This is a genomic window from Streptomyces sp. NPDC040622, assembly GCF_055593965.1.
The window spans coordinates 341,565-366,445 of the sequence record NZ_JBVIXD010000006.1 but is presented as its reverse complement, the minus strand read 5'-3'; the positions used below and the strand labels follow the sequence as shown (position 1 = coordinate 366,445).

Sequence of the window (24,881 nt, the reverse complement as noted above, 5' to 3'; positions counted from 1 at the left end):
GACAGGAGCACGCGGAGACACGCCGCGCACGGGACAGCGGCGGGGGGCGGATTGCTCACGACTCACCGCAGGGCCGATAGGGAGTCAACTCGCGCAGGCGCCGGCCGAGCTCGGAGGAACGCATCGCCAGAGCCAGCGGGCTGGGATCGTCACCAGCCGCGTCCTTCAACGCATCGGTGGCGGCGTCCGCGATCCGCTGGTGCGCGTGCCAGCTGAGCGTGCCGCGGCCAGCGATCGCGGCAGCCTGCTCCACTGCCGGGAGACGTCGGCGTACCTCGTGCCGCAGACGGAGGTAGAGGTCGAGCAGGCGCTCCGGTGGCGGGAGGTCTCTGCAGGCGGAGAACGCCGACTCCATGAGGCTTTCGAGGTATCCGCCAGCGGCACAGTGGCGACAGGCACGGGGGAACCAGTGAACGGCTTCGCCGAGACGGTGAAAGTTGTGGGTGCCCAGGTCGACGGCGGTGGTGGCGGCCAAGGTGACAGCGCAGAACACACAGGACCGACCACGGACCTGGCGATCAGACAGCACTCCGACCGAGGGCAGTAGCGGTGTCGAGAGGTGGTCAGTGAGGGTCATCGGGAGCCCCTGTGCGGCCGCAGTCCGAGGTCGGTGAGTGCGGCCACGGCCGGGACGGGGCACAGCGCGCCGACGGCGTGGGGCCGCACTGCCCAGTGCAGCCCGGCCGGTCCGGTGAGATCGGCGGCGGGAACGCCGAGGAACTGCCCCAGCCCCAGCATGGGGGCCACGTTGCCGTAGGCCCATCGGGCGGGCGGGTATGGGGTGGTGAGCGCGTGGTACGTCTGGAGCGGGGCGTTGTGGATCACGGGGCCACCGAGCAGCTCGGCGAGCATCGCGGTGACCGTGACGAGGTCCGTGCTCCCGGCACCCGCATGCACGAGCCGGGCGGGCAGACACACGGCGGTGAACCGGATACCGAGCGGCAGCAGGGCAGCGCCCCGCTCAGCCCACTCCCGGTGCGCCTGCCGCGGCTCGCCCTGTGCGCGCGCGAGCCAGTCGAAGGCGGCACCCTGCAAGGTTCTCTCTACGACGTCCACGGGGTCCCCACTCCTACTACGCTGAGTTTCCGGTCATCACCCGTCGACGGTATTGAGGCGTGATCACCGGAAGAAGTGACCGTTGGTACGGGTAAGAGCCCGTCCAAAACGGGCAAGGGGACGCCATGGGGCAGCAGCCGAGCGGAACCCTGACTGGTGGTCGGGGAACGCCCGGGCGGGGGCGCGCGGGCATCATCTCCGGGTACGTCTTCCGGGTCATCCGTGAGCAGCTGGGGCACACGCAGGACACCCTGGCCGAGGCGTTCGGGGTGTCTGCGGACGCGGTCGCGGCATGGGAATCCGGGCGGCGGCCGCTGACCTCCCTGCCGGTCGGCCAGATGCTGATGCATCGTCACCGGCTCATGCGGATGGGCACGGAACCCGCGCTGCTCGCCGCGCTGGAACGAGCGATAGAAGCGGACGTCCTGCTGGCCAGTACGCTCGACGACGAGGCCGCAGACGCCGCCAATCCGCTCGGCGCCTGGGTCATGCAACGCGACCTCGTCGAGGTCCTGACGTGGCCGCTCAGCGACATCCCGCCCAGTCCTATCCGCAACCTTCCCGACCCCCCTCGCCCTCGGCGCGGCCCGGTCCCCACGGCGCCAGAGCTACCCGCGGTCGACCAGCGGCGGTTCTTCAACCACATGCGGGAGACAGCAGAACAGGCCCGGGGTGGCGGCAACTTCCTGTTGCGGCGACAGGCCCTCTACCTCTCCGGGTTCGACCAGGACGCCGATACACGCGAGTGGCTCGCCCACCAGCAGCAGACCGAGCGACCGGACGACTGGTTGTCGCGGTGGCTCAACTCCCGCTCCGTCGCCGCGGTCGCCGCGCGTCAGGGTGACCGGGACCGGATGGCGCACTTCATCACGCGCACGCTCGGAGACAACGACCGGGCCGAGGCGGCGAACCTGAACTACTGGGCCTACTGGATTGGCGAAGCGACCCAGGTCGAGCTGTCGGACGACTTCATCGGCGAGTCCTCGCCCGGCCCCTGGCACGGCGAACGACTGATGTCCCACATGGTCAAGGGCCTCACGCTGCGACACGGCTTCTTCGAACTGAACGTCCACACCCTGTGGGCACTCCTCGCAGCTCGGCCGAACCTGCTCCGCGCCAAGTCGGCCACAGGCCGGGCCCTACGCGAACGCCTCCCCGTGCTGTTGGATGATCCACAGCTTTCGCCGCAGGCGCAGCGCGAGCTGGAGGGCATCCGTTACGCAATCCGCCTCGCCGAGGCGTGAAAGGGGACACCGTGGCCGAGGACCTGGCGGACGTAGCCCACTTCCTGTGGGAGGCCGGCACGCTGAAGGCCGCCCGCCGAACAGGCTGGTGGATGGCGGGAGTCCGTGACCCCGAGAGCGTGGCCGAGCACTCGTGGCGCACGTCCATCATCGCGTCGGTCATCGCCACCCTGGAGGGCGCCGACGCCGCGCGCGCCGCGCACATGGCGGTCTGGCACGACTCGCAGGAATCACGGACGGGCGACGTCAACCACCTGGGCCGAAAGTACATCGGGCGCAAGGCGGACCCGCGGGAGGTCACAGCGGACCAGACGGCCGCCATGCCCGAGGTCCTGCGCGTCGCGGTGCGCTCCGTCGTGGCCGAGTACGAGGCGCAGGACTCCCCGGAGTCGCGATGCGCCCGGGACGCCGACAAGCTGGAGTGCATGTTGCAGGGGTTGGAGTACAAGGCCCAGGGGTACGCGTCGGCCCAGCGCTGGGTCGACAACAGCCGGGCCCGGATCGTCACGGACGCCGGGCAGCGTCTTGCGGACCAGCTCTTGGCCCAGGCGCCCCTCGACTGGCTGCGCGCGGCCATTGGCGAAAACGGCTGATCCGGGACGACGAAAGGGCCCCCACCGCCCGAAGGCGTCGGGGGCCTGGTCATGTGAATCTGGAGCCGGTGCTTCCCCAGGCACATAAGCACCATCAGGACCCGTCACCCTGACTGCCTTCTTCTTCCCTGCGTCATCGACGAGTCCCGAGAACTCCACCGACTCCCCCCTTTGGGAATACCGGCCACTGCGCCCTCCTTCGAGTCAAACTGGCAGGCGCGTCTTCTGGGGCCGTCGCCCCGCGGCCGGTGAGATTCCCACTCACCCGCAAGTGGCGGTGCGCGCGACCGACGCTCCGTCCGCTCGCCAGGAACCCCTCTCCCCCCGTCGCCGGTTCGTCGGCGAGGCCGAGGTGCGAGGTCGCCGGGTAAGGGTGCATCCGCGCCGCGGAGGGACGCGGCGCGTACCGGCTCGGGAGGGGCCGGGGCGCGCGGTCGACGGAGTGCGTGGGCGCTCGCGCCCGCGCCCGCGGCATCCCGGCTTCAGCCGGTCGAGACCTTGCCCGTCCCCGCCCGCGGGGACCCCCGGATGGCCCCACCCCCGTGACCGCCCCCCGGCACCCCGCGTTGGACACTCGGGCGCCCGACAGGTGTGCTGCTCCTCCGTCGGGACCGTTGGTTCGGCCCGGCAGGGCGCCTGCTGTGTCGCAACGAAATCAAGGAGAACCACGTATGTCCGCCATGAAGAAGACCACGGCCGTCCTGCTGGGCACCAGCGCCCTCGTGATGGGTGGCGCCGGTCTCGCCGCCGCCGACTCCGGCGCGCAGGGTGCCGCCCTGAACTCGCCCGGCGTCGCCTCGGGCAACGCCATCCAGGTTCCGGTGCACGTCCCGGTCAACGCCTGCGGCAACACCGTCGACGTCATCGGCCTGCTCAACCCGGCCTTCGGCAACACCTGCGTCAACAAGTGAGCTGACGCCGCGCGTTGACACGGTGAGCTGATGCCGTGAGCTGACGTCTCGCGCCGTGCGAGCCGTAGTGCGAGCCACCGTGCGAGCCGCAGTGCGAGCGGGTCCGTCGCCGCCCTTCCCTCGGCGGCGGGCCCGCTCGGCAGGCCCCACCCCCACCACGCACCCACAGCCGGTCGTCCTGGATTCAACCTGTGTTCGTGTCGCCTCGCCGGGAAGGCTTGAGGTCGGACTGGACTGGTGACACCGGACCGCACTGGTCTTCCCAGACGGTGCCACCAGCCCGTACTCCCGGGGTGCCGTGCCGCTCCCGCCGCACCGGCGTCCTCGGTCGAGGCGGTACCGGCCGTGGAGGGGAGCTCGTCGCGGCCGGAACTGCCAACTCCAGGTTCCTCCCTCACACGTGCCAAGGGGGAGTTCCCGCGGCTCAAATCCTCTACGTCTATCGGTTACGGCGCCGGGGCACCCGCCAGGGGGCCCGTGCGGCCGTCCTCAGGCGCGGACGCGGACGCCGTGGCGCGTGCGCATGCGACGCAGTTCCCACAGCGCCACCAGAGTCACCGACACCGGACCGCCGAGGACCGCGCACCACTGCGCCGCCGGCGGGCCGTGCGGCAGTCCGCCGTCGAGCGCGACGCTGAAGAGCATCAGCTCCCACACGAGCACGACGGTGAGCGCGGCCGGCAGCGCGGCGTGCACGTTCGCCGTGTTGAAGGCGTAACGGGCCGCGTACGCGCAGCAGAAGAGGAGGAACGGGAGCAGCCAGAGGAGGCCGACGAGCAGGGCGAGTGCGATCAGGCCGTTCACGAGCGTGCCGTGGTTCTGCTTCAGGATCAGCGCGCTGCCGGCCAGTACGAGTGCCACACCGGCCAGGATCCCGACCCACCAGCCCACGGCCTTGAGCGGCGCGCGCAGCCGGGAGCGCAGCACGGGCCGCTGGTCGGCGGGCGCGTACCGGATGAAGCCGAGGACGACCAGCGGGCCGGTGAGGATGAGCAGCAGCGGCGCGAGGATCAGTTTCACGACGCCGTCGTTGGCGACTCCGCTCCAGCCGTCGTCCGCGCCGTAGCTGTAGACGAGGAAGAAGCTGGCGCCCGCCCCGACGATCGCGCGCCACAGCTGGACCTGTGTGACGAGCGGGTCGACGATGCGGCCGCCGCCCGGCTGGTTGAAGATCGCCTCTGCCCTGCGGCGGGCGGAGCGGATGAGCGGGACCAGCGGCGAGACGAAGAGGAACCGGAGGCCGGACCTGCGTCGCCGGACGGGCTGCGGGTACGGCTGCGGGTGCGGCGGGTAAGGGTGCGGGACCTGTGGCGCGGGGCCGTACGGGTCCGGTGCGCCGCCGCCCTGCGGCGGGACGTACGGGTGCGGTCCGGCACCGCCCGGCGGTGGGACGTACGGGTGCGGTCCGGCACCGCCCGGCGGTGGGTGGTTCGCCGGTCCCCAACCCTGGTGTCCCCCGTGTGCCACCGTGCCCCCTGATGCTCCTGCCGCTCCCGCGACGCTGCTGAGTGCGCGCAGTTTACTGGCCGAAAACAGGTGCGATGCGCGGGAGTCGGGCTCGCGTCGCACCGGCTCCGTTTCGAGAACGGGTAGGAGCCACGGGGTCGGGTGAGATCCGTGAGGAACGCTCAGGAGCAGGAGGCGTCAGCATGCGAATTCCCGGGCCCGAGGAGCGGGATGACGGTGGGGTCGGGGCCGTCGGTGCCGCCGGCGGGCTGCATCTCTACCAGTTGCGGCTGCATGCGGAGTACGGGCCGGTCGTGCGGTTCCAGCTGCCGGGGGCGGGGACCGCGGTGTCCGTCGCCGACCCCGTCCTGCTGGAGCGCACCGCCCGGATCGATGAGCGGCCCGCGTCCCTGTTCGCGTTCCTGGCTCCCCTCTGCGAGGCGGGGAACCTCCAGGTCATCGGCGCCGAGGAGCATGCGCCCTGGCGGCGCGTGCTGTTGGAGGTGTTCGCCGGACGGCCCTCGCACGAACGGCACTTCGCGGAGTTCGTCTCCTTGGCGGACGAGGTCGCGGAGCGGTGGGCCGGGGCGGGCGACGACCACGGCAGGGGCATCGCCCTCCAGGCGGACCTGACCGCTCTGTCGCTGCGGATGATCTGCGCCTACGCACTGGGAGGCACCGACACCGGTGCCGTCGACGTGGACCGGGTCATCGGCGCGTTCGAGGTCGTCCTCACCGAGTCCATCGGGCGGGTCCACCAGGTGCGGGACGAGGGGGCCGACGGAGCCGAGGGGGCCGACGGACCCGAGCAAGCCAGTGCCAAGCGGGTCGAGGACGCGCTCGGGTATCTGCGGGACACCGTCGACCGCGTTCTCGCGGCACGCCGGAGAAGCGACCAGGGGGGTGGTGAGGGCGGTGATCCGGGTGGTGATCAGGATGGTGATCAGGATGGTGGCCAAGGCGGTGGCCAAGGCAGCGCCCCGAGCGGTGGCCGGAAGGGCGCGCACGACAGGAGCGATCTCGTCGGGGCCCTCCTGGACGCCGGCATGTCCCCCGCACGCATCCGCGACACCGTCATGGTCACCCTGCTGGCCGCCCACCACACCACCGGCGTCGCCATCTCCTGGACGCTCCACCTGCTGGGGCGCCATCCCGACGTGGCCGAGCGCGTCGCCGAGGAGCTGGACCGGGTCCTCGGGGACCGCGCGGCGCCCGACTACGCCGATCTGCGGCGGCTCACGTATCTCGACATGGTCGTCAAGGAGGCCATGCGGCTCTATCCGCCCGGACCCTACGGAGCCAGGGAGACCAGTGAGGCCCTCGTCCTCGGCGAGTACGAGATTCCGGCGGGGACGACCGTCTTCTATCCCTTCTGGGCCGTGCACATGAACCCCGACCACTGGCCCGAGCCCGAGAGGTTCGTGCCCGAGCGGTTCACTCCGGAGGCCGTGGCCGGGCGGGCCCGGCTCGCCCACATTCCCTTCGGGGTCGGGCCGCGCAGTTGCGAGGGAGCCGCCCTCGCCATGGTCGAGGCCGAACTCGTCCTGGCCGTGCTGCTCAAGCGCCTCCGGTTCCAGCCCGTGCCGGGGCACGAGGTGACGCCCGTGGAACGGTTCGTGCTCTGGGCCGCCGACGACATCCGGATGGCAGTCAGCCCTCGGTAGGCGGCCCGGGCCCCCTCGGTGGGCGGCCCGGGTCTCCCCCGGTGGGCGGCCCGGGTCTCTACGGCCGCCTCAGCCGAGGTCCTGGCCGTACACGTGGTCGACCGTCATCGTCATGAGTACGCGGCGGTCGGCCACCATCACCGCGCGGTACTCGTCCCAGTCGGGGTGCTCGCCCGCCGCGGTGCGGTAGTAGCGCACCAGCGTCTCGACCTCCGGGCCGTACGGGTCGGTGCCCGGGCCCGTGAGTGTGGCCGTGCCCTCGGCGGTGGCCCAGGCGCGGCCGTCCTCGCTGGTGACCTCCAGCGTGGCCCGGGGGTCCCGGCGCAGGTTCGCCGTCTTGGCCCGGCCCTCCGTCATCGACACGTGCAGGAGGCCCGTCTCCTCGTCGTAGAAGGGCATGACGGGCGAGAGCTGGGGGCGGCCGTCCGCCTTGATCGTGGCGAGGACGCCGATGCGGGCCTCCGCGAGGAGTTCGCGCGGGTCGAAGGGCACGTCGTCGGCGGCGGTCGGGGTGGGCGTGGGGGCGTCGGTCATGGGCGGGCCTCCTGCGGGTGGGGGTACTGGCGGGCGGGTGATGGGGCCGGCGGGCGGGGGGCGGGTACCGGCGGACAGGCGGTAGGGCTGGCGGGCGGGGGGCGGATACCGGCGGACAGGCGGTAGGGCTGGCGGGCGGGGGGGCGGATACCGGCGGACAGGCGGTAGGGCTGGCGGGCGGACGGCAAATACCAGCAGACAGGCAGGACGGCGGACAGACGGACGGCGGACAGACGGTAGGGCTGGCGGACAGGCGGACGGCGGACAGACGGTAGGGCTGGCGGACAGGCGGACGGCGGACAGACGGTAGGGCTGGCGGACAGGCAGTGGCTACCGGCGGACAGGCAGGACGGCGACAGGCGGTAGGGCGGGCGGACAGGCTGGACGGCGGGCGGGCGGCGCGGGGCGCGGATGCCGTCGCGGCTCCGCCCCGCACCATCAGCAATTCCGCGCGGAGCCCAGTAATTCCCGGCGGCTTCGCGGGTCTTGACCCGGTCCGTCGGTGCGCGGGAACGGCCCGTACGCCCAGCGCCGACGGGCCCGCTCCTGCCCCGGCACCCCCTGCGCGCCCGCCGCTCAAGGCCCCCTATGCTTCCCGCCCGGGCCGGGACGACACCAGGGGGACCATGACCGCCAGCGAGACGGACAGGGCCGACGAGGCCGGCGAGGCCGACGTGACCAGTGTGTCCGGCACCACCGGCACCACCAGCACCACCAGGCCGCCCCAGCCCCAGCCCCCGGCCTCCCCCCTCCGCATCCCCGCCTTCCGCCGCTTCGTCCTCGCGCAGCTCATTTCGGCCACCGGATCCGCGATGGCGCCCCTCGCCCTCGCGTATGCGGTGATCGGCGCGGGCGGCGGGGCCGGGGCGCTCGGTGTCGTGCTGGCCGGCAACACCGTGCCCACCGTGGGCTTCCTGCTCGTGGGCGGGGTCCTCGCCGACCGCGTCTCCCGCAGCCGGCTCCTCTTCCTCGGCAACCTGCTGGCCGCGGCGGCGCAGGGCGCCCTCGCCCTGGTGGTGGCCGGCGGGCACGCGAGCACCGGGGCGATCGCCGCCTGCGGCTTCGTCTCAGGGGTCGCGGTGGCCTTCACCACGCCCGCCGCGCAGGGCGTCCTCATCCAGCTCGTCGCGCCGCGCCAGCTGCAGCAGGCCAACGCCCTGCTGCGGCTGCCCACCAACGCCGTCAAGGTGGTCGGTCCGGTGGCCGGCGGGCTGATCGTCGCGTTCGGCGGGCCCGCGTGGGCGCTCGGCCTCGACGCGCTCACCTTCGCCGTGGCGGCCCTGCTGCTGCTCGGGCTGCGGCTCGGCGCCCCGGTCACCAGGAGCGGCGCCCTCGCCGACCTGCGCGAGGGCTGGTCGGGCTTCTGGTCGCGGACCTGGCTGTGGACGTACACGGCGGCGGGGACCGTGCTCGTCGCCGCGTGGCTCGCGGGCTATCAGCTGCTCGGGCCGATCGTCGCCGAGGAGCACTACGCGGGCGCCCGCACCTGGGGGACGGTCCAGGGCGCGTTCTCGCTGGGGCTCCTCGCCGGGGCCGTGGTGTGCCTGCGGTGGAAGCCGCAGCGGCTGCTCGCCGTCGCCGTCGTCGCCAGCTCGGGGCTCGCGCTGCCGCTCGCGGGCCTGGCGCTCGGCCTGCCGCTGCCCTGGCTGCTGCTGTGTGCCGTCCTTGCGGGGATCTCGCTGGACATCGCGGGCGTCACCTGGGTGACCGCGTTCCAACAGCACATCCCTGAGGGCGAGTTGGGCCGGATGAGTTCCTTCAACCAGGTCGGCGAGCGCCTCGCGATCCCGCTCTCCTACCTCGTCGTCGCGCTCGTCTCCGCCGCGTTCGCCGCCCGGTCGGTGCTCCTGGTGTGCACGGGCGTCATCGTGGCCGCCACGCTTTTGAACCTCTGCGTGCGCGACATCCACAGGATCAGGCGTCTGCAGTAGCAAGTGGCCGTTACATGAACCGCGTTGATGCCTTGGAGTTATCACCCAATGACATCGGTACGAACGCGCCCGCGCTCCCGATACTCGTCCCGACCGGGGACCACACCCGCAGGCCTCCGGTCCCGGCACCCCGGACACCCCGGGCGTTCCGGCTATCCCGGCCTTTCCGGAAGGGACACACCCCCATGAACCGATCGAGAACCAGCCTCTTCGCCACGCTCGGCGCGGCCACCCTCCTCGCCTCGCTCGCCGCCGCCCCCACGGCGTTCGCGGCGCCGGCGCCCGGCACGGTCGAGCCCGCCGCCACGCACACGACGTCCGCGTACGTGGGCTCCGCCGAGGAGCAGGCCGCCAACCGGCAGTTCTTCGAGGCCGTCATGAAGTCGGCGCTGGAGAAGCAGGCGGCGAAGCCGGGCATCCAGGCCGTCACCGTCCGGTACAGCACGAGCAGGGCGCCCAGCTTCCGCGGCCAGATATCGCAGAGCACGCAGATCTGGAACTCCTCCGTCGCCAACGTGAAGCTCCAGGAGTCCAGCTCCGGCGCCGACTTCGAGTACCGCGAGGGCAACGACTCCCGCGGCTCGTACGCCTCCACCGACGGGCGCGGCCACGGTTACATCTTCCTGGACTACCGGCAGAACCAGCAATACAACTCGACGCGCGTGACGGCCCACGAGACGGGTCACGTGCTCGGTCTGCCCGACCACTACTCGGGCCCGTGCAGCGAGCTGATGTCCGGCGGCGGCCCCGGCACGTCCTGCACCAACGCCTACCCCAACGCGCAGGAGCGCCAGCGGGTCAACAGCCTCTGGGCCCGCGGGATCGCCACCCTCCAGGACAAGGGCACGCTGACGAAGGTCCGCTGACCCCGCTCACCTCCTCGGTGCGGACTGTTACGTGTCGATAACAGCCTCCGGACCAACCCGGCCGCGCGCGGCGCGCTCTCCTCCGGCATGGGTACACATGCTCCGGGGAAGAAGACGCGTCGCCGCGGCCGGCGACGGTTCGTGGACTACCCGCGCACCGGCCGGAGCGGCGTGCGCCGCTGGCTTCCGTCGTGGCGCCAACTGCTCGCATCGGCCGGGCTCTTCGTGACCGCCATCGCGGTGCTCTTCATCTGCGTGTACGTCAGTGTGGACATCCCCGACGCGAACGCGTCGGCCCGCCGCGAGGCCAATGTCCACTACTGGTCCGACGGCACGCAGATGGTGAGCACCGGCGCGGTGGACCGGCAGAACGTGCGCCTCGGCCAGATCGCCCCGTCCGCGGTGAACGCGGTGATCGCCGCCGAGAACGAGACCTTCTACGAGGACTCCGGGGTCTCCTTCAAGGGCCTGGCCCGCGCGGTCGTCAACATGGCCCGCGGCCAGGAGACACAGGGCGGATCCACGATCACCCAGCAGTACGTGAAGAACACCTACCTCTCGCAGGACCAGACCGTCACGCGGAAGGTCAAGGAGTTCGTCATCGCGCTGAAGGTGGACAGCAGGCTGAGCAAGGACGAGATCCTGGAGGGATACCTCAACACCAGCTGGTTCGGGCGCGGCGCCAACGGCATCGAGTCCGCCGCCCACGCCTACTACGGCAAGCCCGCCAGAAAGCTGAATCCCAGTCAGAGCGCCCTGCTCGCCGCCGTGTTGAAGGGCGCCGAGCAGTACGACCCGGCCATCAGCCCCGCCAACCACGAGCGGGCCCGGCAGCGCTGGGCGTGGATCCTGGACCGGCAGGTCGAGGTCGGCCTGATGACGAAGGCGGAGCGCGGCCGCCACCGGACCTTTCCCGAGCCCCGCAGGCAGTCGCGCTCCACCAGCCTGCGCGGCCAGACCGGCTATCTCGTCGACATCGCGAACCGGTACGTGAAGCAGCACACCGGCCTCACCGACAAGGAACTGGCCCACGGCGGATACAGGATCCACACGACCTTCGACAAGGGTGCGGTGGGCCGCCTGGAGCGTGCCGTGCGGCGCGTCCTGGACCGCGACACCGACCCGATGAAGCGGGCGGCCGACCGGCACCTCCAGGTCGGCGCCGCGTCCGTGCGGCCCTCCGACGGAGCGGTCCTCGCGCTGTACGGCGGGCCCGACGCCACCGAGCACTTCACCAACAACGCCGACACGTCGGGCGTCCCCGCCGGGTCCGCGTTCAAGCCGTTCGTGCTGGCGGCCGCGCTCCAGCACGGGGTGCGCCACCGCGCGCGGCCCGTGGTCGACGCGGGCTTCCGGGCCGCGCCCGACGTGCCTCCCGCGATCACCGTCGACAGCGCCTACACCCCCGCAGGCACCCTCGGCGCCCGTCCCGGCGCCTTCGACCCCGACCACCCCACGCTCGGCGAGGCCCTGGCGTCCGGCGGCAACGCCACCTACGTACGCCTGGGCGAGGACGTCGGCCGGGACAAGGTCCGCGGGACGGCGATCGCCTCGGGGCTGCTGCGCCAGAGCATGGCCCGCCCGGAGCCGGCCTTCTCCATCGGCACGTCGACGCCCAGCGCGATCCGCATGGCCACCGCCTACGCCACGTTCGCGAGCGACGGCGTACGGCACGACCCGTACTCGGTGACCAAGGTCGTCAAGGACGGCGGCACGCTGCCGGGGATCACCGCGCCCGCCTCGCAGCGGGCCCTGGACCCGCAGGTGGCCCGCGAGGTCGCCGGTGCCCTGCGCGCGGGCGGCAAGCGGCTCGGCGTGGACGTCGCGGCCGGCCGCACCGGCGACCAGGACCGCCTCAGGTCGGCCTGGTTCGCGGGCTTCACGAAGGACCTGTCGACGGCGGTGACGCTGTTCCGGGTGCGCCCCGGCGAGCCTCGGCTGCTGCCGCTGTCGGGCGTCGCGGGGAAGAAGTCGCAGCGCGGGAACGTGCTACCGCCGCGGATCTGGCAGGAGTACACCGCCGGCCAGGGGCATGGCCGTTGACCTCGCCCCCGGGCCGGACCGGTCGGGGAGGCGGCCGCCCGGGCGTGGGCACGGCAGCGGGGGCGGGGCCGGGACACCGCGGCGCGCCTCGGACCCGCCCACCGCCTCGCCCGCACCACGATCACCGAGGCGCAGGTCCCCTGCCCGCGGATCATCGCCGCGTTCGACGCGGTGGAGACCGGCCGGTGAACGGCCGTGCCCGTCAGCGGCGCATCTCCTCCGGGCAGGGCGTGCCGCGGGGGAACTGGTAGGGCGAGCCGAGCCGGTAGGTGCCGGCCTTCGGGGCGAGCAGTTCGACCCACTGGTCGCCGTCCTCGTTCTCGGCGGCCTCCAGCAGACAGCCGTTCCCGTTCGTGTACTCCTTGGGGCGCTTGTCGTCGCCCTCCCTCAGCCGCTTGGACGCCTCGGTCTCCTGCGGCCCCTCGACGCCCTTGCCCTCGGCGTCGACGAGGCCCAGCCACGGCGAGTACGGGATGCGGATCTGGACGCGGCCCGGCTTGTCCACGCGGAGCGTCAGCTCGCCCTGCTCGGCGCTGGTCACCACGGCGTGCGGACCGGCGAGCGGGTGGGGGTCGGTGACCTCGTACAGCTGCCAGTTCTCGTCCACCCAGACCTGCTTGAGGTAGGGCAGCCCCTTCTCGATGAGCTGCGCCTCGCGCTTGCCGCCGTCGCCGTCGGGCTCGCCGGTGGGCAGCACGACGTAATGCACGGACCAGCGCTGCAGCCACTCGTGGTAGTTCGCCGAGTTCAGGGTGTCGTCGTAGAAGAGCGGGTTGCGCTTCATGTCGGCCTGGCGGTTCCAGCCGCGGGCCAGCTGGACGTTCTGGGGGAGCGCGGACGCCTCGCGGTGACTGCGGGCCGGGACGACCTCGACGCGGCCCTTCTCGGCGCCGACCTCCTGCAACTCGTTGAGCAGCGGGGCGAGCTCGCGCGACCAGGAGGCGTTGGGCGTCGTGTGGATCGCGTCGTCGACGCCCTTGTAGCCGACCCAGCCGACGAAGCCGGCGATGGCCACGACCAGGACGTACCACTTGCGGGTCTTCGGTACGACGTACGGCAGCGCGGCGACCAGCACGACGCCCGCGAAGGACATCGCGAGGCGCGTGATGTTGGAGCCGATCTGCGAGTTGACGATCCAGACGCCGAGCACGAACGCCGCGTACACGGCGGTCGTGATCCGTACCGTCTTCCACTCCTTGGGCACCAGGAAGAAGACGAAGGCGGAGTAGAGCAGCGGCAGCGACGCCGAGCCGAACCCCATCGGCTGGGTGCCGGAGAACGGGAAGAGCCACGCGGACAGGCCCACCACGACGGAGGGCGCGAGGCCGAGCGCGTACGCACCGGGGTAGCGCTTGCTGAGGAACAGCGCGACGGCGACGAGCCCGACGAAGAGCCCGGCCACCGGGCTGCCCATCGTCGCGAGCGCCGCGAACGGCGCGGCGACCAGGGCCTTCGCCCACCGCTTGTAGCGCCAGCGGTGGGGCCAGCAGAAGACGGCGGCGACCGCCATGAGTGCGAACATCTGGCCGAGGCCGTAGGTCACGCGGCCCGAGACGGCGTTGGAGAACAGCGCGAAGACACCGATGGCGACGGGCCACAGGGGCTTGTGCACCGCACGGCTGCGCATCACGATCAGCATGAGCAGCGCGGCGGAGACGGTACCGGCGATCATCATCGTCGTCCGCACGCCGAGCACCGACATCAGATACGGCGAGATGACGCTGTACGACACCGGGTGCATGCCGCCGTACCAGGCGAGGTTGTACGCCGACGCGGGATGCCGGCCGACGAACTCGGCCCAGGCGTCCTGCGCGGCCAGGTCGCCGCCACTGTTGGCGAAGACGAAGAACCAGATGACGTGCAGCACGGCGGCGACCGCCGTCGTGATCGTCACGGGGTGGCGCAGGAACCGCTCCCACCGTGACCCGACGGGTCCGGTCCCGGGCGCACGGCGCTGGGCCGGCAGCTTTATTCGTGCGGCGGTGCGACTGCCGCCGTCCTGGTCAGGCGCGGCGGCGTCGCCCTCGGCGCGCGTCGGCTCCGCTGTGGCCACTGGAGGCTCTCCCCGTGTCGTCCGTGTTCCGGTACCCCGGGTTCGAGTCGACGAGGGTTCGTCCCGGAACACCTCGTCCTCCGCCCCGGCGTACTACCCCCCGAGCTTGTGACGCTAGCACGCAGAGGCGAGGGGAGGCCCGGGGTGGGACCTCCCCTCGCACGGGTTCGGCGGGTTCCGTCCGCCGGTCCGCAGGGGGTCAGCCGACGCGGGTCAGCTTGGGCCCGAAGCCCGGCTCGGCGAGATCCTTCTGGAGCGCGACCGGCACCTCGACGGCGTCGCCCTTGCCGTCGCCGACGCTCAGCACGCCGACCTCGGTGCCCGCCTTCGCCGTGTGCGGCACGGTCTTGCCCTTCAGGTCCTGAAGGCTCAGCTTCACCGTCAGGCCCGACCAGCCCACGGCGGAGACGTCCTTGGTGGCGACGACGGGGGCCGTGCCGCCCAGGCCGTCGTCGACCTGCCCGACGACGTCGCCCTTCTTCACGATCGTCTTCGCGGTGAGCGCGTCCTGCCCGGCCTCGATGAGCTTCTTGGTGACCCCGGTGACCTCGTCGATGTTGGCGACGCCGTTGGTGCCGTACTGGCCGAGGGCGGCACCGATGATCGTCTGCGTCTTGCCGCCGACCTTCTTCTCCGCGGCGAAGAGGATGTTGCCGCCGGCCGCCGTGGTGGTGCCGGTCTTGATGCCGATGGCGACGGTCGGCACGAGGCCGAAGAAGTTGTTCTGCTGGTCGCCGTTGAGGTCCTTGTAGCTGGGCTGGCGGGAGATCTCGTTGAAGACCGGGTTCTCCATCGCCGCGCGGCCGAGCTTCACGAGGTCCTCGGCGGTCGAGACGGTCGTCTTGTCCAGGCCGCTGGGGTCCGTGTAGTGGGTGTTCTTCATCCCCAGCTTCTTGGCCGTCTCGTTCATCTTCGCGACGAACTCGTCCTCGGAGTCGCTCTTGGTGTCCCAACGGGCCAGCAGCTTGGCGACGTTGTTCGCCGACGGCAGCATGACCGCCTGCAGGGCCTCGTACTCGGGGAGCTTCTGGCCGTCGGTGACCTTGACGACGGACTCCTTCTCCGCCTTGCCGGTCTCGTAGTGCTTCTGCGCGGCGGCGTCGACGGGGATCTTCGGGCCCGGTTCGCCCTTCTTCAGCGGGTGGTCGCGCAGGATCAGGTAGACCGTCATGACCTTGGCGATGCTCGCGATCGGCACCGGCTTCTGCTTGCCGGACGTGCCGAACGTGCCGATGCCGTTCACGTCCATCGCGGCCTGGCCCTGCCCCGGCCACGGCACGGACGGCTTGCCGCCCTCGAAGGACACGGACTCCTCGGCGGTGAGCTGCAGAGTCGGCGTCGGCAGCGGACGCACGATCTGTACGACCGCAAATACGACGATCAGGAGCAGGACCAGCGGCGTCCAGATCTTGACCCGGCGCACGGCGGTGCGAACGGGCGTCTCGGGCGGCGGCGGGGTGTTGGTCAGCTCCGCCAGCAGGTCGATCGGCGGCTTGGGCGGCAGCGGCTGCTGGGTGGTGCGCTCCACCGGCGGCGGCACCTCGGGGCCGGTCGGGGCGGCGGCGGAGGTGGCCGCGCCCTTGGGCCCGGCCTTGGGCTGAGCCGCGGCGCCCGCTCCCGCGGCGGCTGCCGCTCCCGCTGCTCCCGCTGCCGTTCCGGGCTTGGACTTGTCGCCGGGCGCCTTCGGGGCGGTCGTGGGCGCGGCCTTCGGAGCGGTCTTGGCGGACGGCTCGTCGAGCGGCTTCAGGGCCACGAACTTGCTGGTCCGCTCGGCCTCACCCTCAGGCTTTGCAGTGCCCTTTGCACTATCGTCACCCTTGTCGGCCGCCGGGCCCTTGGGAGCCGTGTGGTCGCTCAGCTTGAGCATGGTGGTGGGCTGGTCGACGGCCTTGCCGGGCTTCTTGCCGACGGTCTCCGGGGGGAGGGCCTTGAAGACGGCGGTGGCCTGGTCGATGCCGGTGGCCTTGGGGGTCTCGTCGGCGGCGTCGGCGGCGTCGGCGGCGGTGCCGTCGGTGCCGTCGGCCTTTGCGCCCGGGTCGGCGTCCGCGTCCGCGTCGGCGTCCGCGTCGGCCTTGGGGGCGTCGTCGTCAGCCCCGGCCGTGGCCGGTTCCTGCTCGGCCGGGGCTTCCGGCTCGGCGGCGGCTGCCGCGTCGGCGTCGGCGTCGGCGTCGGCGTCCGGAGCGTCGTCGCCCGACGCCTCGTCGTCCGTGCCGTCGGCGGGGTCGTCATCCGTGACGCCGTCGTCCGCCGCGGCAGCGTCGTCGCTCACCTCGTCGGACGGTTCCGCGCCGCCCTCCGTGTCCTCGGCGTCCTCGGCGTCCTCGGCGTCCTCGCCGCCCTCGGCCTCCTCCGCCCCGCCCGTGGGCTCCGCGGCCTGCGAAGTCGCCTCAGGCGTCGCCTCCGACGTCGTCTCGGGAGCCGTCTCGTCCGAGGTGGCGACCCACGCCGCCACCGCGTCCCGCAGCCGCGCGTCGCCGTTCGCCGCCGGCTTCGGGGCGGCCTCGTGCTCGGCCTCCGCCTCGCCGGAGTTCTCGCCGGGGTTCTCGCCGGAGTCACCGGGGGCCGCGGCGGCCGTCCCGGCGTCCGCCTCAGGGCCCGTCTCCTCGGAACCGCTCCGCGAGGACGCGTCGGAACCGGCCGCCTTCTCGGCGACGTCCTTGGTCGAGAAGACGGCGGTCGCCCGGTCCTCCCGCACCTGCGGCGTCTCGCGGGTCATCGCGAGACGCGGGTCACGTTCCTCCGGCGCCGGGTCGGAAGACTCCGCCGCAGTCGGGTTCCCCGACGACTTCCGCTGCTTCGACCTGTCGGGGGTCTCGCCCGCCACCGATGCCTCCTCGTACGCCATGCCGTATGCCGATGCTGAATGCTTGCCGTGTGCTGGCCGTGCGCCAAATCCGGTCGGACCCCACTGTCCGAACCGTGTACCAGTGTCCTGTGTGAGGGCTTAACCCCCGTGGTAGACGAGAACGACATACCTACTGGTTCCCGTACAACCCGACCACGCGCTCTCGACAGACCAATGTGAGAGGGGTCACCCTGTCATTCATCCACGCGGGGAGGCATGGATGGGCAGGAGCCGCAGAACAATTCCGGAGGAGCTTCTGCTGCTCGCTTTGGACCCGGCCACGGGAACCACAGCGCAGCCGCAGTCGCTCGACCTCGGTCTGGCCGGAGCACAGCTAGTGGAGCTGGCACTGGCCGGACGGATAGCCCCTGACGGGGATCGTATCGCCGTGGTGATGCCACGGCCGACCGGAGATCCGACTCTGGACTCCGCACTGGAACTGCTGCGCAGGCGTGGCAGCCCGGTTCGGGCGGTCCACTGGATCGGCGGGCCCCGACTGGGGCTGCGCCAGATTTACCTCGCGCACCTGGAGCGGTGCGGCATGGTTCATGCCGTGGCGGGCCAGATGTGCGGAGTGCTGCCGACGACTCGCTACCAGGCGACGGACACGGCGATCAGCCGGGACATCAGGTCACGGCTGGACAGTGCGATCCGCACCGGCGTACCACCGGACCCGCGGACCGCCGCGCTCGCCGCACTGGCCCACGCGGTCGGCCTCGGCAAGCATCTGTACCCCGGGAACGAGGGGCGTTCATCGCGCTCCCGGCTCCGGGACCTGATCAGGCACGACCCCATGGGCGGCCTCGTGGCGCACGCCGTGATGGACGTTCAGAACGGCGTCGCGGCCCAGCCGCGTCGCAGCGCCGCACCGGTGGGTCCCGCGGGACCGAGCGGTCGGCAGCCGGCCAGGTCGGTGGCGGAACCCGGCGGGATGCCCATGCAGCCACGCCGCGGGTCCATGGCACGTGCCGTCGCTCACTGACGGGCACGCGCCGACGCGCACCGAGCAGGGCCGGCGCAGCGCACGACCGCGCACCACCAGTACGTAACCGCTCAGCACCACCGGCGTCGGCACCATCGCGTCGGCACCGTCACACAGCGCCGCACCGCAGTCCCCCAGACCCGGTTCGGGAGCCGCTGGGCCGCGCGGGGCACGGAACCGGACCGTCCGGACGACGACAACCCGGTACCACCGCCCCGCGCGGCCGCACACCCTTTGGCGCCGCAGGACAGGCCCGCACCCCCTCACACCCGTCCTCACGTCCGCATATCCGCTGTTTCCCAGCGGTGCCTGCCTCGTTGGTGGCACTCTGCTGAGCAGTAGATACGCAAAGTTGAGGCAGGCAAGCCGGAGGTGCACGTCCCGTGGCGTCCAATGTCAATCCCACCGTCAGGCGACGCCGGTTGGGCCAGGAGCTGCGTCGGCTCCGCGAGCTCAAGGGCATGACGGCAGAGGAGGTCGCCGAGCGGCTGCTCGTCTCCCAGTCGAAGATCAGCCGACTGGAGAACGGCCGCCGTTCGATCAGTCAGCGCGACGTCCGCGACCTGTGCGGTGTCTACGAGGTCGAGGACCACCGCGTCGTCGACTCCCTCATGCAGATGGCCAAGGACTCGCGCCAGCAGGGCTGGTGGCACTCCTTCGGCGACATCCCCTACAGCGTGTACATCGGCCTGGAGACGGACGCGGCGTCCCTGCGCGTCTATGATCCGCAGGTCGTCCCGGGTCTGTTGCAGACCCGCGCGTACGCCGAGGCGCTGATCACCGGCGCACTCCCGGAGACCATTCCGACCGACATCGACAAGCGCGTCCAGGTGCGCATGCGCCGGCAGGAGCGCATCGCGGCGCCGGAGAATCCGCTGCGCCTGTGGACCGTCCTCGACGAGTCGGCGCTGCGCCGTGTCGTCGGCTCCCGCCATCTGATGCGCGACCAGCTGGAGCACCTCGTCGAGCAGTCCCAACTGCCGCACGTCACGGTCCAGGTGATCCCCTTCGAGATGGGCGCGCACCCGGGGCTCAACGGCCAGTACGCGATCCTGGAGTTCCCCGACGCGTCCGATTCCAGCGTGGTCTACATCGAGGGCGTCACGAGCGACCTGTACCTGGAGAAGGCGAACGACGTCCAGCAGTACAGCGTCATGTACGAGCACCTGAGGGCCCAGGCGTTGAACGTCGAGCAGTCCCGGCAGCTCATCGCGGACATCGCGAAGGACTACGCACGGTGATCCGTGGAGGGACCTCCGGCTGAGGGCGCGGCACGGTACACCCTTGCCGGGTCCCTGCGGAAGTCCCCACTGGAATATGCCATCCGGTCGAGTGAACGATCCCTTCACGCCACGATGTTGGCGAGTAGCGTCATTCACGCCATCGAGCAAGAACGTTGGCGCACTCCGCAGCGATGCGGTGACCGCTACTCACCGACTGGAAAAACCGGAGCAAACATGGCAATTCAGCAGGGTACTTCGCACACGTGGGTCAAGTCCTCCTATTCCACCGGGAACGGCGCGTGTGTCGAGGTCAAGTCGCCGCTCTCCCACGGGATCTCCGTGCGCGACTCGAAGGTCGTCGAGGGTCCGGTCCTCGCCTTCCCCGCCGCGTCGTGGAACGCCTTCGTCAGCGAGATGGGCCGGGGGGCTGCCGATCTCGCGTGAGAGTGCAGGGCGTACCGGCACCGGCATTACCGGCACCAGCAGAGGAACAACCGCATAAGCAGCACCGTATGAGCCCTCTCGACTGGTCCGCCGTCCCGGCCGAGGGGGCTCGGCCCTGACCGGACCGCGCCGGCACGCCCGAGCCCGACGCGGCCGCGTATCAGCGCAGCGCGTCGACGTACGTGTCCGTCCCCGGCACCGTCGGGATGAACGGCGCCACCAGTTCCACCCGCCCGAGACCCGATTCCGCGACCGCCCGGTCCCGCCCCGTGAAGCATGCCTCCCAGCACTCCCGCGGGTCCTCCTGAAGGAACCACAGCAGCGTGAGCCGGGTGTCGACCCCCTCCACCTGCTTCACGTACGTCATCCGGTCCCCCGGCAGCGGCGTCGGCCGGAACAGCGTGACCATCGCGGCGGGCGAGCCCGTGAGCACCCTCGGCAGGTGCCGGGCCCGCAGCCACTCCAGCAGCGCGGCCCGCTGCTCGGGACCTTCGGCGTCGACGACTTCGAGGACCAGGCCCTTGTAGGGGTGGTCGAGCGCGTGGAAGTCGCGCGGGCCCGCCGCGCCGTCGCGGTAGACGGTCGCCTCGTGGTCCTGGAAGGCGGTGAAGACGTGCGTGCGGTCCTGGTAGACACGGCCGTCGCGATGGAGCCGCTTGTTGATGCCGACGGTCCACTTCATGTGGTCGTCGTAGCGCCCTTCCGTGACCCAGTACGTGGAGAGGTAGCACCCGGCGGTGACGGGTTCGGCGACCGCCGACTTGTCCGGGTAGCGCAGGAGTTGGAGGTCACGGGTGGCCACCCAGCGGCGCCCGGCGGACATCCAGGGCATGGCCATCGCGCCGGCGTAGTAGTGGTCGTCCTCGTACCAGCGGTTGTACGCGTACTCGTGCCCGGGGTGCGGCTCGACCATGGTGATCAGGGCGTGCCCCGGGTGTACGCCGTAGGGCCCGACGGCGGCCAGCTCGGCGTAGACGTCGCTGCGGGTGTCCTCGCTCATGCTTCTCCCCTGCCTCCCTCTTCCTTCCTCCGGTGGTCGCCCATACTCTGACGCCCCGTCAGCAAAACTGCCAGAGCCGGGAGGCGCTCCATGCCGTCGTCGCTCCTCGAGGGAAAGACCGTCATCGTCTCGGGCGTCGGCGCCGGGCTCGGCCATCAGGTCGCCGCGGCCGTCGTGCGCGAGGGGGGCAACGCCGTGCTCGGGGCGCGCACCGAGGCGAACCTCGCCAAGTCGGCCGCCGAGATCGACCCCGAGGGCGGCCGTACCGCCCACCGGGCCACCGACATCACCGACGAGGACCAGTGCCGGGCCCTCGCCGAGCTGGCCCGCGAACGCTTCGGCGGGATCGACGCGGCCGTCCATGTCGCCGCCTGGGACAGCTACTTCGGCGGGGTGGAGGACGCGGACTTCGACACCTGGCAGCAGGTCATCGACGTCAACCTGCTCGGCACCCTGCGCATGACGCGCGCATGCCTGCCCTCGCTCAGGGAGCGGCGCGGCGGCTCCGTGGTCTTCATCGGCACGCAGTCCGCCATCGCCTCGCCCTCCCAGGTCCGCCAGGCCGCGTACGCGGCGTCCAAGGGCGCGCTGACCTCGGCCATGTACGCGCTCGCGCACGAGCTGGGCCCGGACCGGATCCGGGTCAACACCGTGCTGCCGGGCTGGATGTGGGGTCCGCCGGTCGAGGCGTACGTCCAGTTCACCGCACACACGGAGGGTGTGCCGGAGGCGGTGGTGCGGGACCGCCTGGCCGAGCGCATGGCCCTGCCGGACCTGGCGACGGACGGGGACGTGGCGGACGCGGCGGTCTTCCTGGCCTCCGACCGGGCCCGCGCGATCACGGGGCAGTCGCTGCTGGTCAACGCGGGGGAGATCATGCGGTAGCGCCGCGCCCGCACTCGGGCGTTCCGCCCCTGAGAGCCGTACGGGAATCAACTCCCGTGCGGCTTTCGTGCGTTCGCCACACCACCCGCTCGCGATCACATCCATGAACACAGGTCAGCGAACAGAACGATTTTACTCGCTCTTGACCTCACGGGCGGTTGTCCGCGGTGTGCGCGCGAACCCACGATGAGCGGGCACTTCCGGGCCGTTCCTGGCCCCTTCGGCCGGCACTGGCGAAGTGCGAGCCAGTTATGCGCAGTTCACCAGGCGGACCCCTGGAGGGCCATATGAACAGTCTCGACTGGGCCGTGCTCATCGGCTACTTCGGCGTGATGGTCGCGATCGGCCTGTGGTCCCACAAGCGGGTCGACAACGTCAGCGACTTCTTCACCGCCGGCGGGAAGATGCCCTGGTGGCTGTCGGGCATCTCGCACCACATGTCCGGCTACAGCGCGGTGATGTTCACCGGGTACGCGGGCATTGCGTACACCTACGGCGTGACGTCCTTCGTCACCTGGTCCTTCCCCATCGCGCTCGGCATCGCCATCGGCGCCCGGCTCTTCGCGCCCCGGATCAACCGGCTGCGCTCACGCCTGCACGTGGCCTCGCCGCTGGAGTACCTGAAGAACCGCTACAACCTGGGCACCCAGCAGGCACTCGCCTGGTCCGGCATGCTCCTGAAGATCGTGGACGTGGGCGCCAAGTGGGCGGCGATCTCCACCCTGCTGGCCGTGTTCACCGGCGTCTCCCTCAACCAGGGCATCCTCATCACCGGCGTGATCACGGCGATCTACTGCACCATCGGCGGACTGTGGGCCGACGCGCTGACCGAACTCGGCCAGTTCATCATCCAGCTCCTGGCCGGTGTCGCCATGTTCGTGGCCGTCGTCGCCAAGCTCGGCCCGCACGGCGGATTCTTCGGCGTCTGGGACGAGCCGGAGCTCGCGGGCCACGGCAAGCCGCTGGTCGGCCCGTACGGCACGGTCTTCCTGCTCGCCTTCCTCTTCATCAAGCTCTTCGAGTACAACGGTGGCATGCTCAACCAGGCGCAGCGCTACATGGCGACCGCCAACGCCAAGGAGGCCGCGCGCTCCGCGAAGCTCTCCGCGATCCTGTGGCTGGTCTGGCCGGTCGTGCTGTTCTTCCCCATGTGGATGTCGCCGCTGCTGGTCGACGCGGAGAAGCCCGACGGCTCGGACGCGTACGCCCTGATGACCGAACAGCTGTTGCCGCACGGCCTGTTGGGCCTGGTCATCGTCGGCTTCTTCTCGCACACCATGGCCATGTGCTCCTCCGACGCCAACGCGATCGCGGCGGTCTTCACCCGGGACGTGGCCCCCGCGATGTCCGCGAAGGCACGGGCCTGGACCGAACGGAAGGGACTGATCGCCGCGCGGCTGACCACGGTGATCTTCCTCGGGCTCTCCATGGCGGTCGCCACGCAGGTGAACTCCCCCACGTTCAAGGACATCATCACGGTCGTCATCAAGTGGGTCGCCGGCCTGATGGGCCCGATCGCGATCCCGATGATGCTGGGGCTGCTGCGGACGTTCCGCAAGTCCGGGCCGACGGCCGCGCTGACCAGCTGGGCGGCCGGACTCTTCGCCTTCTATTTGGTCAACTACCCGATCGACGACGCGGTCGAGGGCGGGGTCGCGCTCCAGTACCAGGTGTCGATACCGCTGGCCGTCTCCCTCGTCCTCTACATCGTCATCGGCTTCGTCAAGCCGGAGGACACCCCGGAGCGGGACGCGCTCATCGAGCGGATCAACACGGACGACGACGGGTCCCAGGGCGCGGCCGTCGTGCCCGCGCCCGCCGAACCGCGGGACGGTGCCGTGCGGGCGCCGGTCAAGGACTGACGGACGCGGAGTCCGACACACGCCGGGGCGCGTCGTGGGCGAATCCGCCCGCGGCGCGCGCCCGCGTCGCGGTCACGCCCTCGGGTAGCGGGCCAGCCAGCCCGGCGAAGAGAGCGCGGGGCCGTGCAGCGCGGGCCCCTGCGTCATCTCCATGGCGAAGTCGTCCGCGAGTTCGAGGACCGTCGGCCGGCCCTCCAGCTCCGTGAGCCACCCCGGCGGCAGCGCGGTCTCCCCGTGCAGCGCGCCGAGCAGCGCCCCGCACAGGGCCCCGCAGGCGGCCGACGCCCCGCCGTGGTTCACCGCGAGCCGCAGCCCGTGCCGGATGTCCTCGCCGACCAGGGCGCAGTACACCGCCGCGGCCAGCGCCCCCTCGGCCGTGCCGTCCCCGGTGAGCTCCTCGACGCGCGCGGGCGTGGGCATGCCCTGGCGTACGGCGCCCAGCGCGTGCCGGAGCGCGTCCGTGACGGGCTGGTGGCCGGGGCGGGTGGCGAGCAGCGCGAGGCACCGCTGGAGCGAGCCGTCCAGGGACTCCCCGCGGGCCAGGCCGTGCACGACGACGGCGTGCGCGCCCGCCGCGAGGTAGGCGGTGGGATGGCCGTGCGTCTGGACGGCGCACTCGACGGCGAGCTGCAGCACCAACTGCGGCTCCCAGCCCACGAGCAGGCCGAACGGCGCGGACCTGACGGCGGCCCCGGCGCCCCGCTCGTCGGGGTTCTTCGGGGTGTCGAGGGTGCCCATGACGTCGTTGCCGAGCCCGAGCAGACAGGCGCGGGAGGGGTCGCGCCGCGAGTACAGCCACTCCTCGCGGGCCAGCCAGCCGTCCTCCTTGCGCCGCTCGTCCGGGCCCCAGTCGCTCTGGGTGGCGGCCCAGCGGCGGTAGGCGCGGTGCAGGTCGGTGGGCGGGTGCCAGGCGCCGGTGTCGCGGCGCACCTGGGCGCGTATGAGCCCGTCGACGGTGAAGAGGGTGAGCTGGGTGGCCGAGGTGACGGCGCCGCGGCGGCCGTACGCCGGGGCGGGCTCGGTGAGTCCATCGGCGCCGTGCTCCTCGCGGATCGCGTCGAGGGAGAGACCGTCGACGGGCGCGCCGAGGGCGTCGCCCACGGCGGCGCCGAGGAGGGTGCCGCGCACCCGGCTGCGGAAGTCCTGCTGCTCGGCGCGGCCCCAGACACCGGTGGCTGCTGCAGTACCCACCGGACCCCCTTCCGTGCCTCGGCGTGACTCGCCCGGTTGCGACTTTGCAGCACTGTAATCGACCGGGAACGATCGGTTCAGGCACCACGTGGTATGCGAAGAGTCGCC

The 24,881-nt window shown here is 71.7% G+C and carries 20 protein-coding genes; 12 read left to right on the top strand and 8 right to left on the bottom strand.

The window, feature by feature from the left end:
• Nucleotides 1-55 precede the first annotated feature (55 nt).
• Nucleotides 56-475 (bottom strand): DUF6415 family natural product biosynthesis protein, encoded by a 420-nt coding sequence (locus ACZ592_RS19365; RefSeq protein ID WP_471582780.1) that lies wholly within the window; start codon nt 473-475, stop codon nt 56-58.
• A gap of 98 nt (nt 476-573) precedes the next feature.
• Entirely contained in the window at nt 574-1,056 is a 483-nt protein-coding gene (locus tag ACZ592_RS19360; protein ID WP_471582779.1) for a hypothetical protein, read from the bottom strand.
• A gap of 125 nt (nt 1,057-1,181) precedes the next feature.
• On the opposite strand from ACZ592_RS19360, the gene ACZ592_RS19355 reads away from it, so the two are divergent.
• The 3 genes from ACZ592_RS19355 (at nt 1,182) to ACZ592_RS19345 (ending at nt 3,804) form a co-directional block, all read left to right on the top strand.
• Nucleotides 1,182-2,300 (top strand): helix-turn-helix domain-containing protein, encoded by a 1,119-nt coding sequence (locus ACZ592_RS19355; protein WP_471582778.1) that lies wholly within the window; start codon nt 1,182-1,184, stop codon nt 2,298-2,300.
• Between the two features lie 11 nt (nt 2,301-2,311).
• Complete coding sequence (locus ACZ592_RS19350; protein ID WP_471582777.1) at nt 2,312-2,893, top strand: HD domain-containing protein; 582 nt, start codon at nt 2,312-2,314, stop codon at nt 2,891-2,893.
• Between the two features lie 671 nt (nt 2,894-3,564).
• A complete protein-coding gene (locus ACZ592_RS19345) occupies nt 3,565-3,804 on the top strand; it encodes a chaplin (RefSeq protein WP_471582776.1) in 240 nt (79 codons plus the stop codon).
• Between the two features lie 489 nt (nt 3,805-4,293).
• On the opposite strand, the gene ACZ592_RS19340 is transcribed toward ACZ592_RS19345, so the two are convergent.
• On the bottom strand, nt 4,294-5,271 hold the full coding sequence (locus tag ACZ592_RS19340) for a hypothetical protein (protein WP_471582775.1): 978 nt from the start codon (nt 5,269-5,271) through the stop codon (nt 4,294-4,296).
• Between the two features lie 182 nt (nt 5,272-5,453).
• Between ACZ592_RS19340 and ACZ592_RS19335 the strand changes: the two genes are divergently transcribed.
• Complete coding sequence (locus tag ACZ592_RS19335; protein WP_471582774.1) at nt 5,454-6,914, top strand: cytochrome P450; 1,461 nt, start codon at nt 5,454-5,456, stop codon at nt 6,912-6,914.
• A 69-nt stretch (nt 6,915-6,983) separates the two neighbouring features.
• Here ACZ592_RS19335 and ACZ592_RS19330 read toward each other — a convergent pair whose 3' ends face one another.
• Nucleotides 6,984-7,448: a PPOX class F420-dependent oxidoreductase gene (locus tag ACZ592_RS19330; RefSeq protein WP_471582773.1), complete on the bottom strand. Its 465-nt coding sequence runs from the start codon at nt 7,446-7,448 to the stop codon at nt 6,984-6,986.
• Nucleotides 7,449-8,074: 626 nt separating this feature from the next.
• On the opposite strand from ACZ592_RS19330, the gene ACZ592_RS19325 reads away from it, so the two are divergent.
• The 3 genes from ACZ592_RS19325 to ACZ592_RS19315 all read left to right on the top strand — a co-directional run bounded on the left by ACZ592_RS19325 (nt 8,075) and on the right by ACZ592_RS19315 (nt 12,288).
• Nucleotides 8,075-9,379 (top strand): MFS transporter, encoded by a 1,305-nt coding sequence (locus ACZ592_RS19325; protein ID WP_471582772.1) that lies wholly within the window; start codon nt 8,075-8,077, stop codon nt 9,377-9,379.
• Nucleotides 9,380-9,564: 185 nt separating this feature from the next.
• Nucleotides 9,565-10,245: a snapalysin gene (gene snpA, locus ACZ592_RS19320; RefSeq protein ID WP_471582771.1), complete on the top strand. Its 681-nt coding sequence runs from the start codon at nt 9,565-9,567 to the stop codon at nt 10,243-10,245.
• An 87-nt stretch (nt 10,246-10,332) separates the two neighbouring features.
• The gene (locus tag ACZ592_RS19315) at nt 10,333-12,288 is read left to right on the top strand and encodes a transglycosylase domain-containing protein (RefSeq protein WP_471582770.1); all 1,956 of its coding nucleotides are present in this window, start codon (nt 10,333-10,335) and stop codon (nt 12,286-12,288) included.
• 202 nt (nt 12,289-12,490) lie between these two features.
• Here the strand turns inward: ACZ592_RS19315 and ACZ592_RS19310 are convergent, their stop codons facing one another.
• Both ACZ592_RS19310 and ACZ592_RS19305 read right to left on the bottom strand, forming a co-directional pair.
• Nucleotides 12,491-14,341, bottom strand: coding sequence for an MFS transporter (locus ACZ592_RS19310; protein ID WP_471582769.1), 1,851 nt, complete (start codon nt 14,339-14,341; stop codon nt 12,491-12,493).
• A 199-nt stretch (nt 14,342-14,540) separates the two neighbouring features.
• Nucleotides 14,541-17,186 (bottom strand): D-alanyl-D-alanine carboxypeptidase, encoded by a 2,646-nt coding sequence (locus tag ACZ592_RS19305; protein ID WP_471582768.1) that lies wholly within the window; start codon nt 17,184-17,186, stop codon nt 14,541-14,543.
• A gap of 220 nt (nt 17,187-17,406) precedes the next feature.
• Between ACZ592_RS19305 and ACZ592_RS19300 the strand changes: the two genes are divergently transcribed.
• The 3 genes from ACZ592_RS19300 (at nt 17,407) to ACZ592_RS19290 (ending at nt 19,835) form a co-directional block, all read left to right on the top strand.
• Nucleotides 17,407-18,168 carry a GOLPH3/VPS74 family protein gene (locus ACZ592_RS19300; protein ID WP_471582767.1) on the top strand — a complete coding sequence of 254 codons (762 nt, stop codon included), beginning with the start codon at nt 17,407-17,409 and terminating at the stop codon, nt 18,166-18,168.
• Between the two features lie 383 nt (nt 18,169-18,551).
• Complete coding sequence (locus tag ACZ592_RS19295; RefSeq protein ID WP_471582766.1) at nt 18,552-19,409, top strand: helix-turn-helix domain-containing protein; 858 nt, start codon at nt 18,552-18,554, stop codon at nt 19,407-19,409.
• Nucleotides 19,410-19,625: 216 nt separating this feature from the next.
• Nucleotides 19,626-19,835 (top strand): DUF397 domain-containing protein, encoded by a 210-nt coding sequence (locus ACZ592_RS19290; RefSeq protein ID WP_471582765.1) that lies wholly within the window; start codon nt 19,626-19,628, stop codon nt 19,833-19,835.
• 160 nt (nt 19,836-19,995) lie between these two features.
• Here the strand turns inward: ACZ592_RS19290 and ACZ592_RS19285 are convergent, their stop codons facing one another.
• Complete coding sequence (locus ACZ592_RS19285; RefSeq protein WP_471582764.1) at nt 19,996-20,835, bottom strand: hypothetical protein; 840 nt, start codon at nt 20,833-20,835, stop codon at nt 19,996-19,998.
• Between the two features lie 90 nt (nt 20,836-20,925).
• Between ACZ592_RS19285 and ACZ592_RS19280 the strand changes: the two genes are divergently transcribed.
• Both ACZ592_RS19280 and ACZ592_RS19275 read left to right on the top strand, forming a co-directional pair.
• Nucleotides 20,926-21,720 carry an SDR family oxidoreductase gene (locus ACZ592_RS19280; RefSeq protein WP_471582763.1) on the top strand — a complete coding sequence of 265 codons (795 nt, stop codon included), beginning with the start codon at nt 20,926-20,928 and terminating at the stop codon, nt 21,718-21,720.
• Nucleotides 21,721-22,007: 287 nt separating this feature from the next.
• Nucleotides 22,008-23,582 (top strand): sodium:solute symporter family protein, encoded by a 1,575-nt coding sequence (locus ACZ592_RS19275; protein WP_471582762.1) that lies wholly within the window; start codon nt 22,008-22,010, stop codon nt 23,580-23,582.
• Between the two features lie 72 nt (nt 23,583-23,654).
• Here ACZ592_RS19275 and ACZ592_RS19270 read toward each other — a convergent pair whose 3' ends face one another.
• Nucleotides 23,655-24,773 (bottom strand): ADP-ribosylglycohydrolase family protein, encoded by a 1,119-nt coding sequence (locus ACZ592_RS19270; RefSeq protein ID WP_471582761.1) that lies wholly within the window; start codon nt 24,771-24,773, stop codon nt 23,655-23,657.
• Nucleotides 24,774-24,881: the final 108 nt, after the last annotated feature.

Excerpts from the sequence above, each read along its gene's own strand:
- ACZ592_RS19355 (WP_471582778.1), top strand. The coding sequence starts at position 1,182 with ATGGGGCAGCAGCCGAGCGGAACCCTGACTGGTGGTCGGGGAACGCCC.
- ACZ592_RS19345 (WP_471582776.1), top strand. The coding sequence starts at position 3,565 with ATGTCCGCCATGAAGAAGACCACGGCCGTCCTGCTGGGCACCAGCGCC.
- ACZ592_RS19335 (WP_471582774.1), top strand. The coding sequence starts at position 5,454 with ATGCGAATTCCCGGGCCCGAGGAGCGGGATGACGGTGGGGTCGGGGCC.
- ACZ592_RS19330 (WP_471582773.1), bottom strand. The coding sequence starts at position 7,448 with ATGACCGACGCCCCCACGCCCACCCCGACCGCCGCCGACGACGTGCCC.
- ACZ592_RS19325 (WP_471582772.1), top strand. The coding sequence starts at position 8,075 with ATGACCGCCAGCGAGACGGACAGGGCCGACGAGGCCGGCGAGGCCGAC.
- snpA (WP_471582771.1), top strand. The coding sequence starts at position 9,565 with ATGAACCGATCGAGAACCAGCCTCTTCGCCACGCTCGGCGCGGCCACC.
- ACZ592_RS19315 (WP_471582770.1), top strand. The coding sequence starts at position 10,333 with ATGGGTACACATGCTCCGGGGAAGAAGACGCGTCGCCGCGGCCGGCGA.
- ACZ592_RS19305 (WP_471582768.1), bottom strand. The coding sequence starts at position 17,186 with ATGGCGTACGAGGAGGCATCGGTGGCGGGCGAGACCCCCGACAGGTCG.
- ACZ592_RS19300 (WP_471582767.1), top strand. The coding sequence starts at position 17,407 with ATGGGCAGGAGCCGCAGAACAATTCCGGAGGAGCTTCTGCTGCTCGCT.
- ACZ592_RS19290 (WP_471582765.1), top strand. The coding sequence starts at position 19,626 with ATGGCAATTCAGCAGGGTACTTCGCACACGTGGGTCAAGTCCTCCTAT.
- ACZ592_RS19285 (WP_471582764.1), bottom strand. The coding sequence starts at position 20,835 with ATGAGCGAGGACACCCGCAGCGACGTCTACGCCGAGCTGGCCGCCGTC.
- ACZ592_RS19280 (WP_471582763.1), top strand. The coding sequence starts at position 20,926 with ATGCCGTCGTCGCTCCTCGAGGGAAAGACCGTCATCGTCTCGGGCGTC.
- ACZ592_RS19275 (WP_471582762.1), top strand. The coding sequence starts at position 22,008 with ATGAACAGTCTCGACTGGGCCGTGCTCATCGGCTACTTCGGCGTGATG.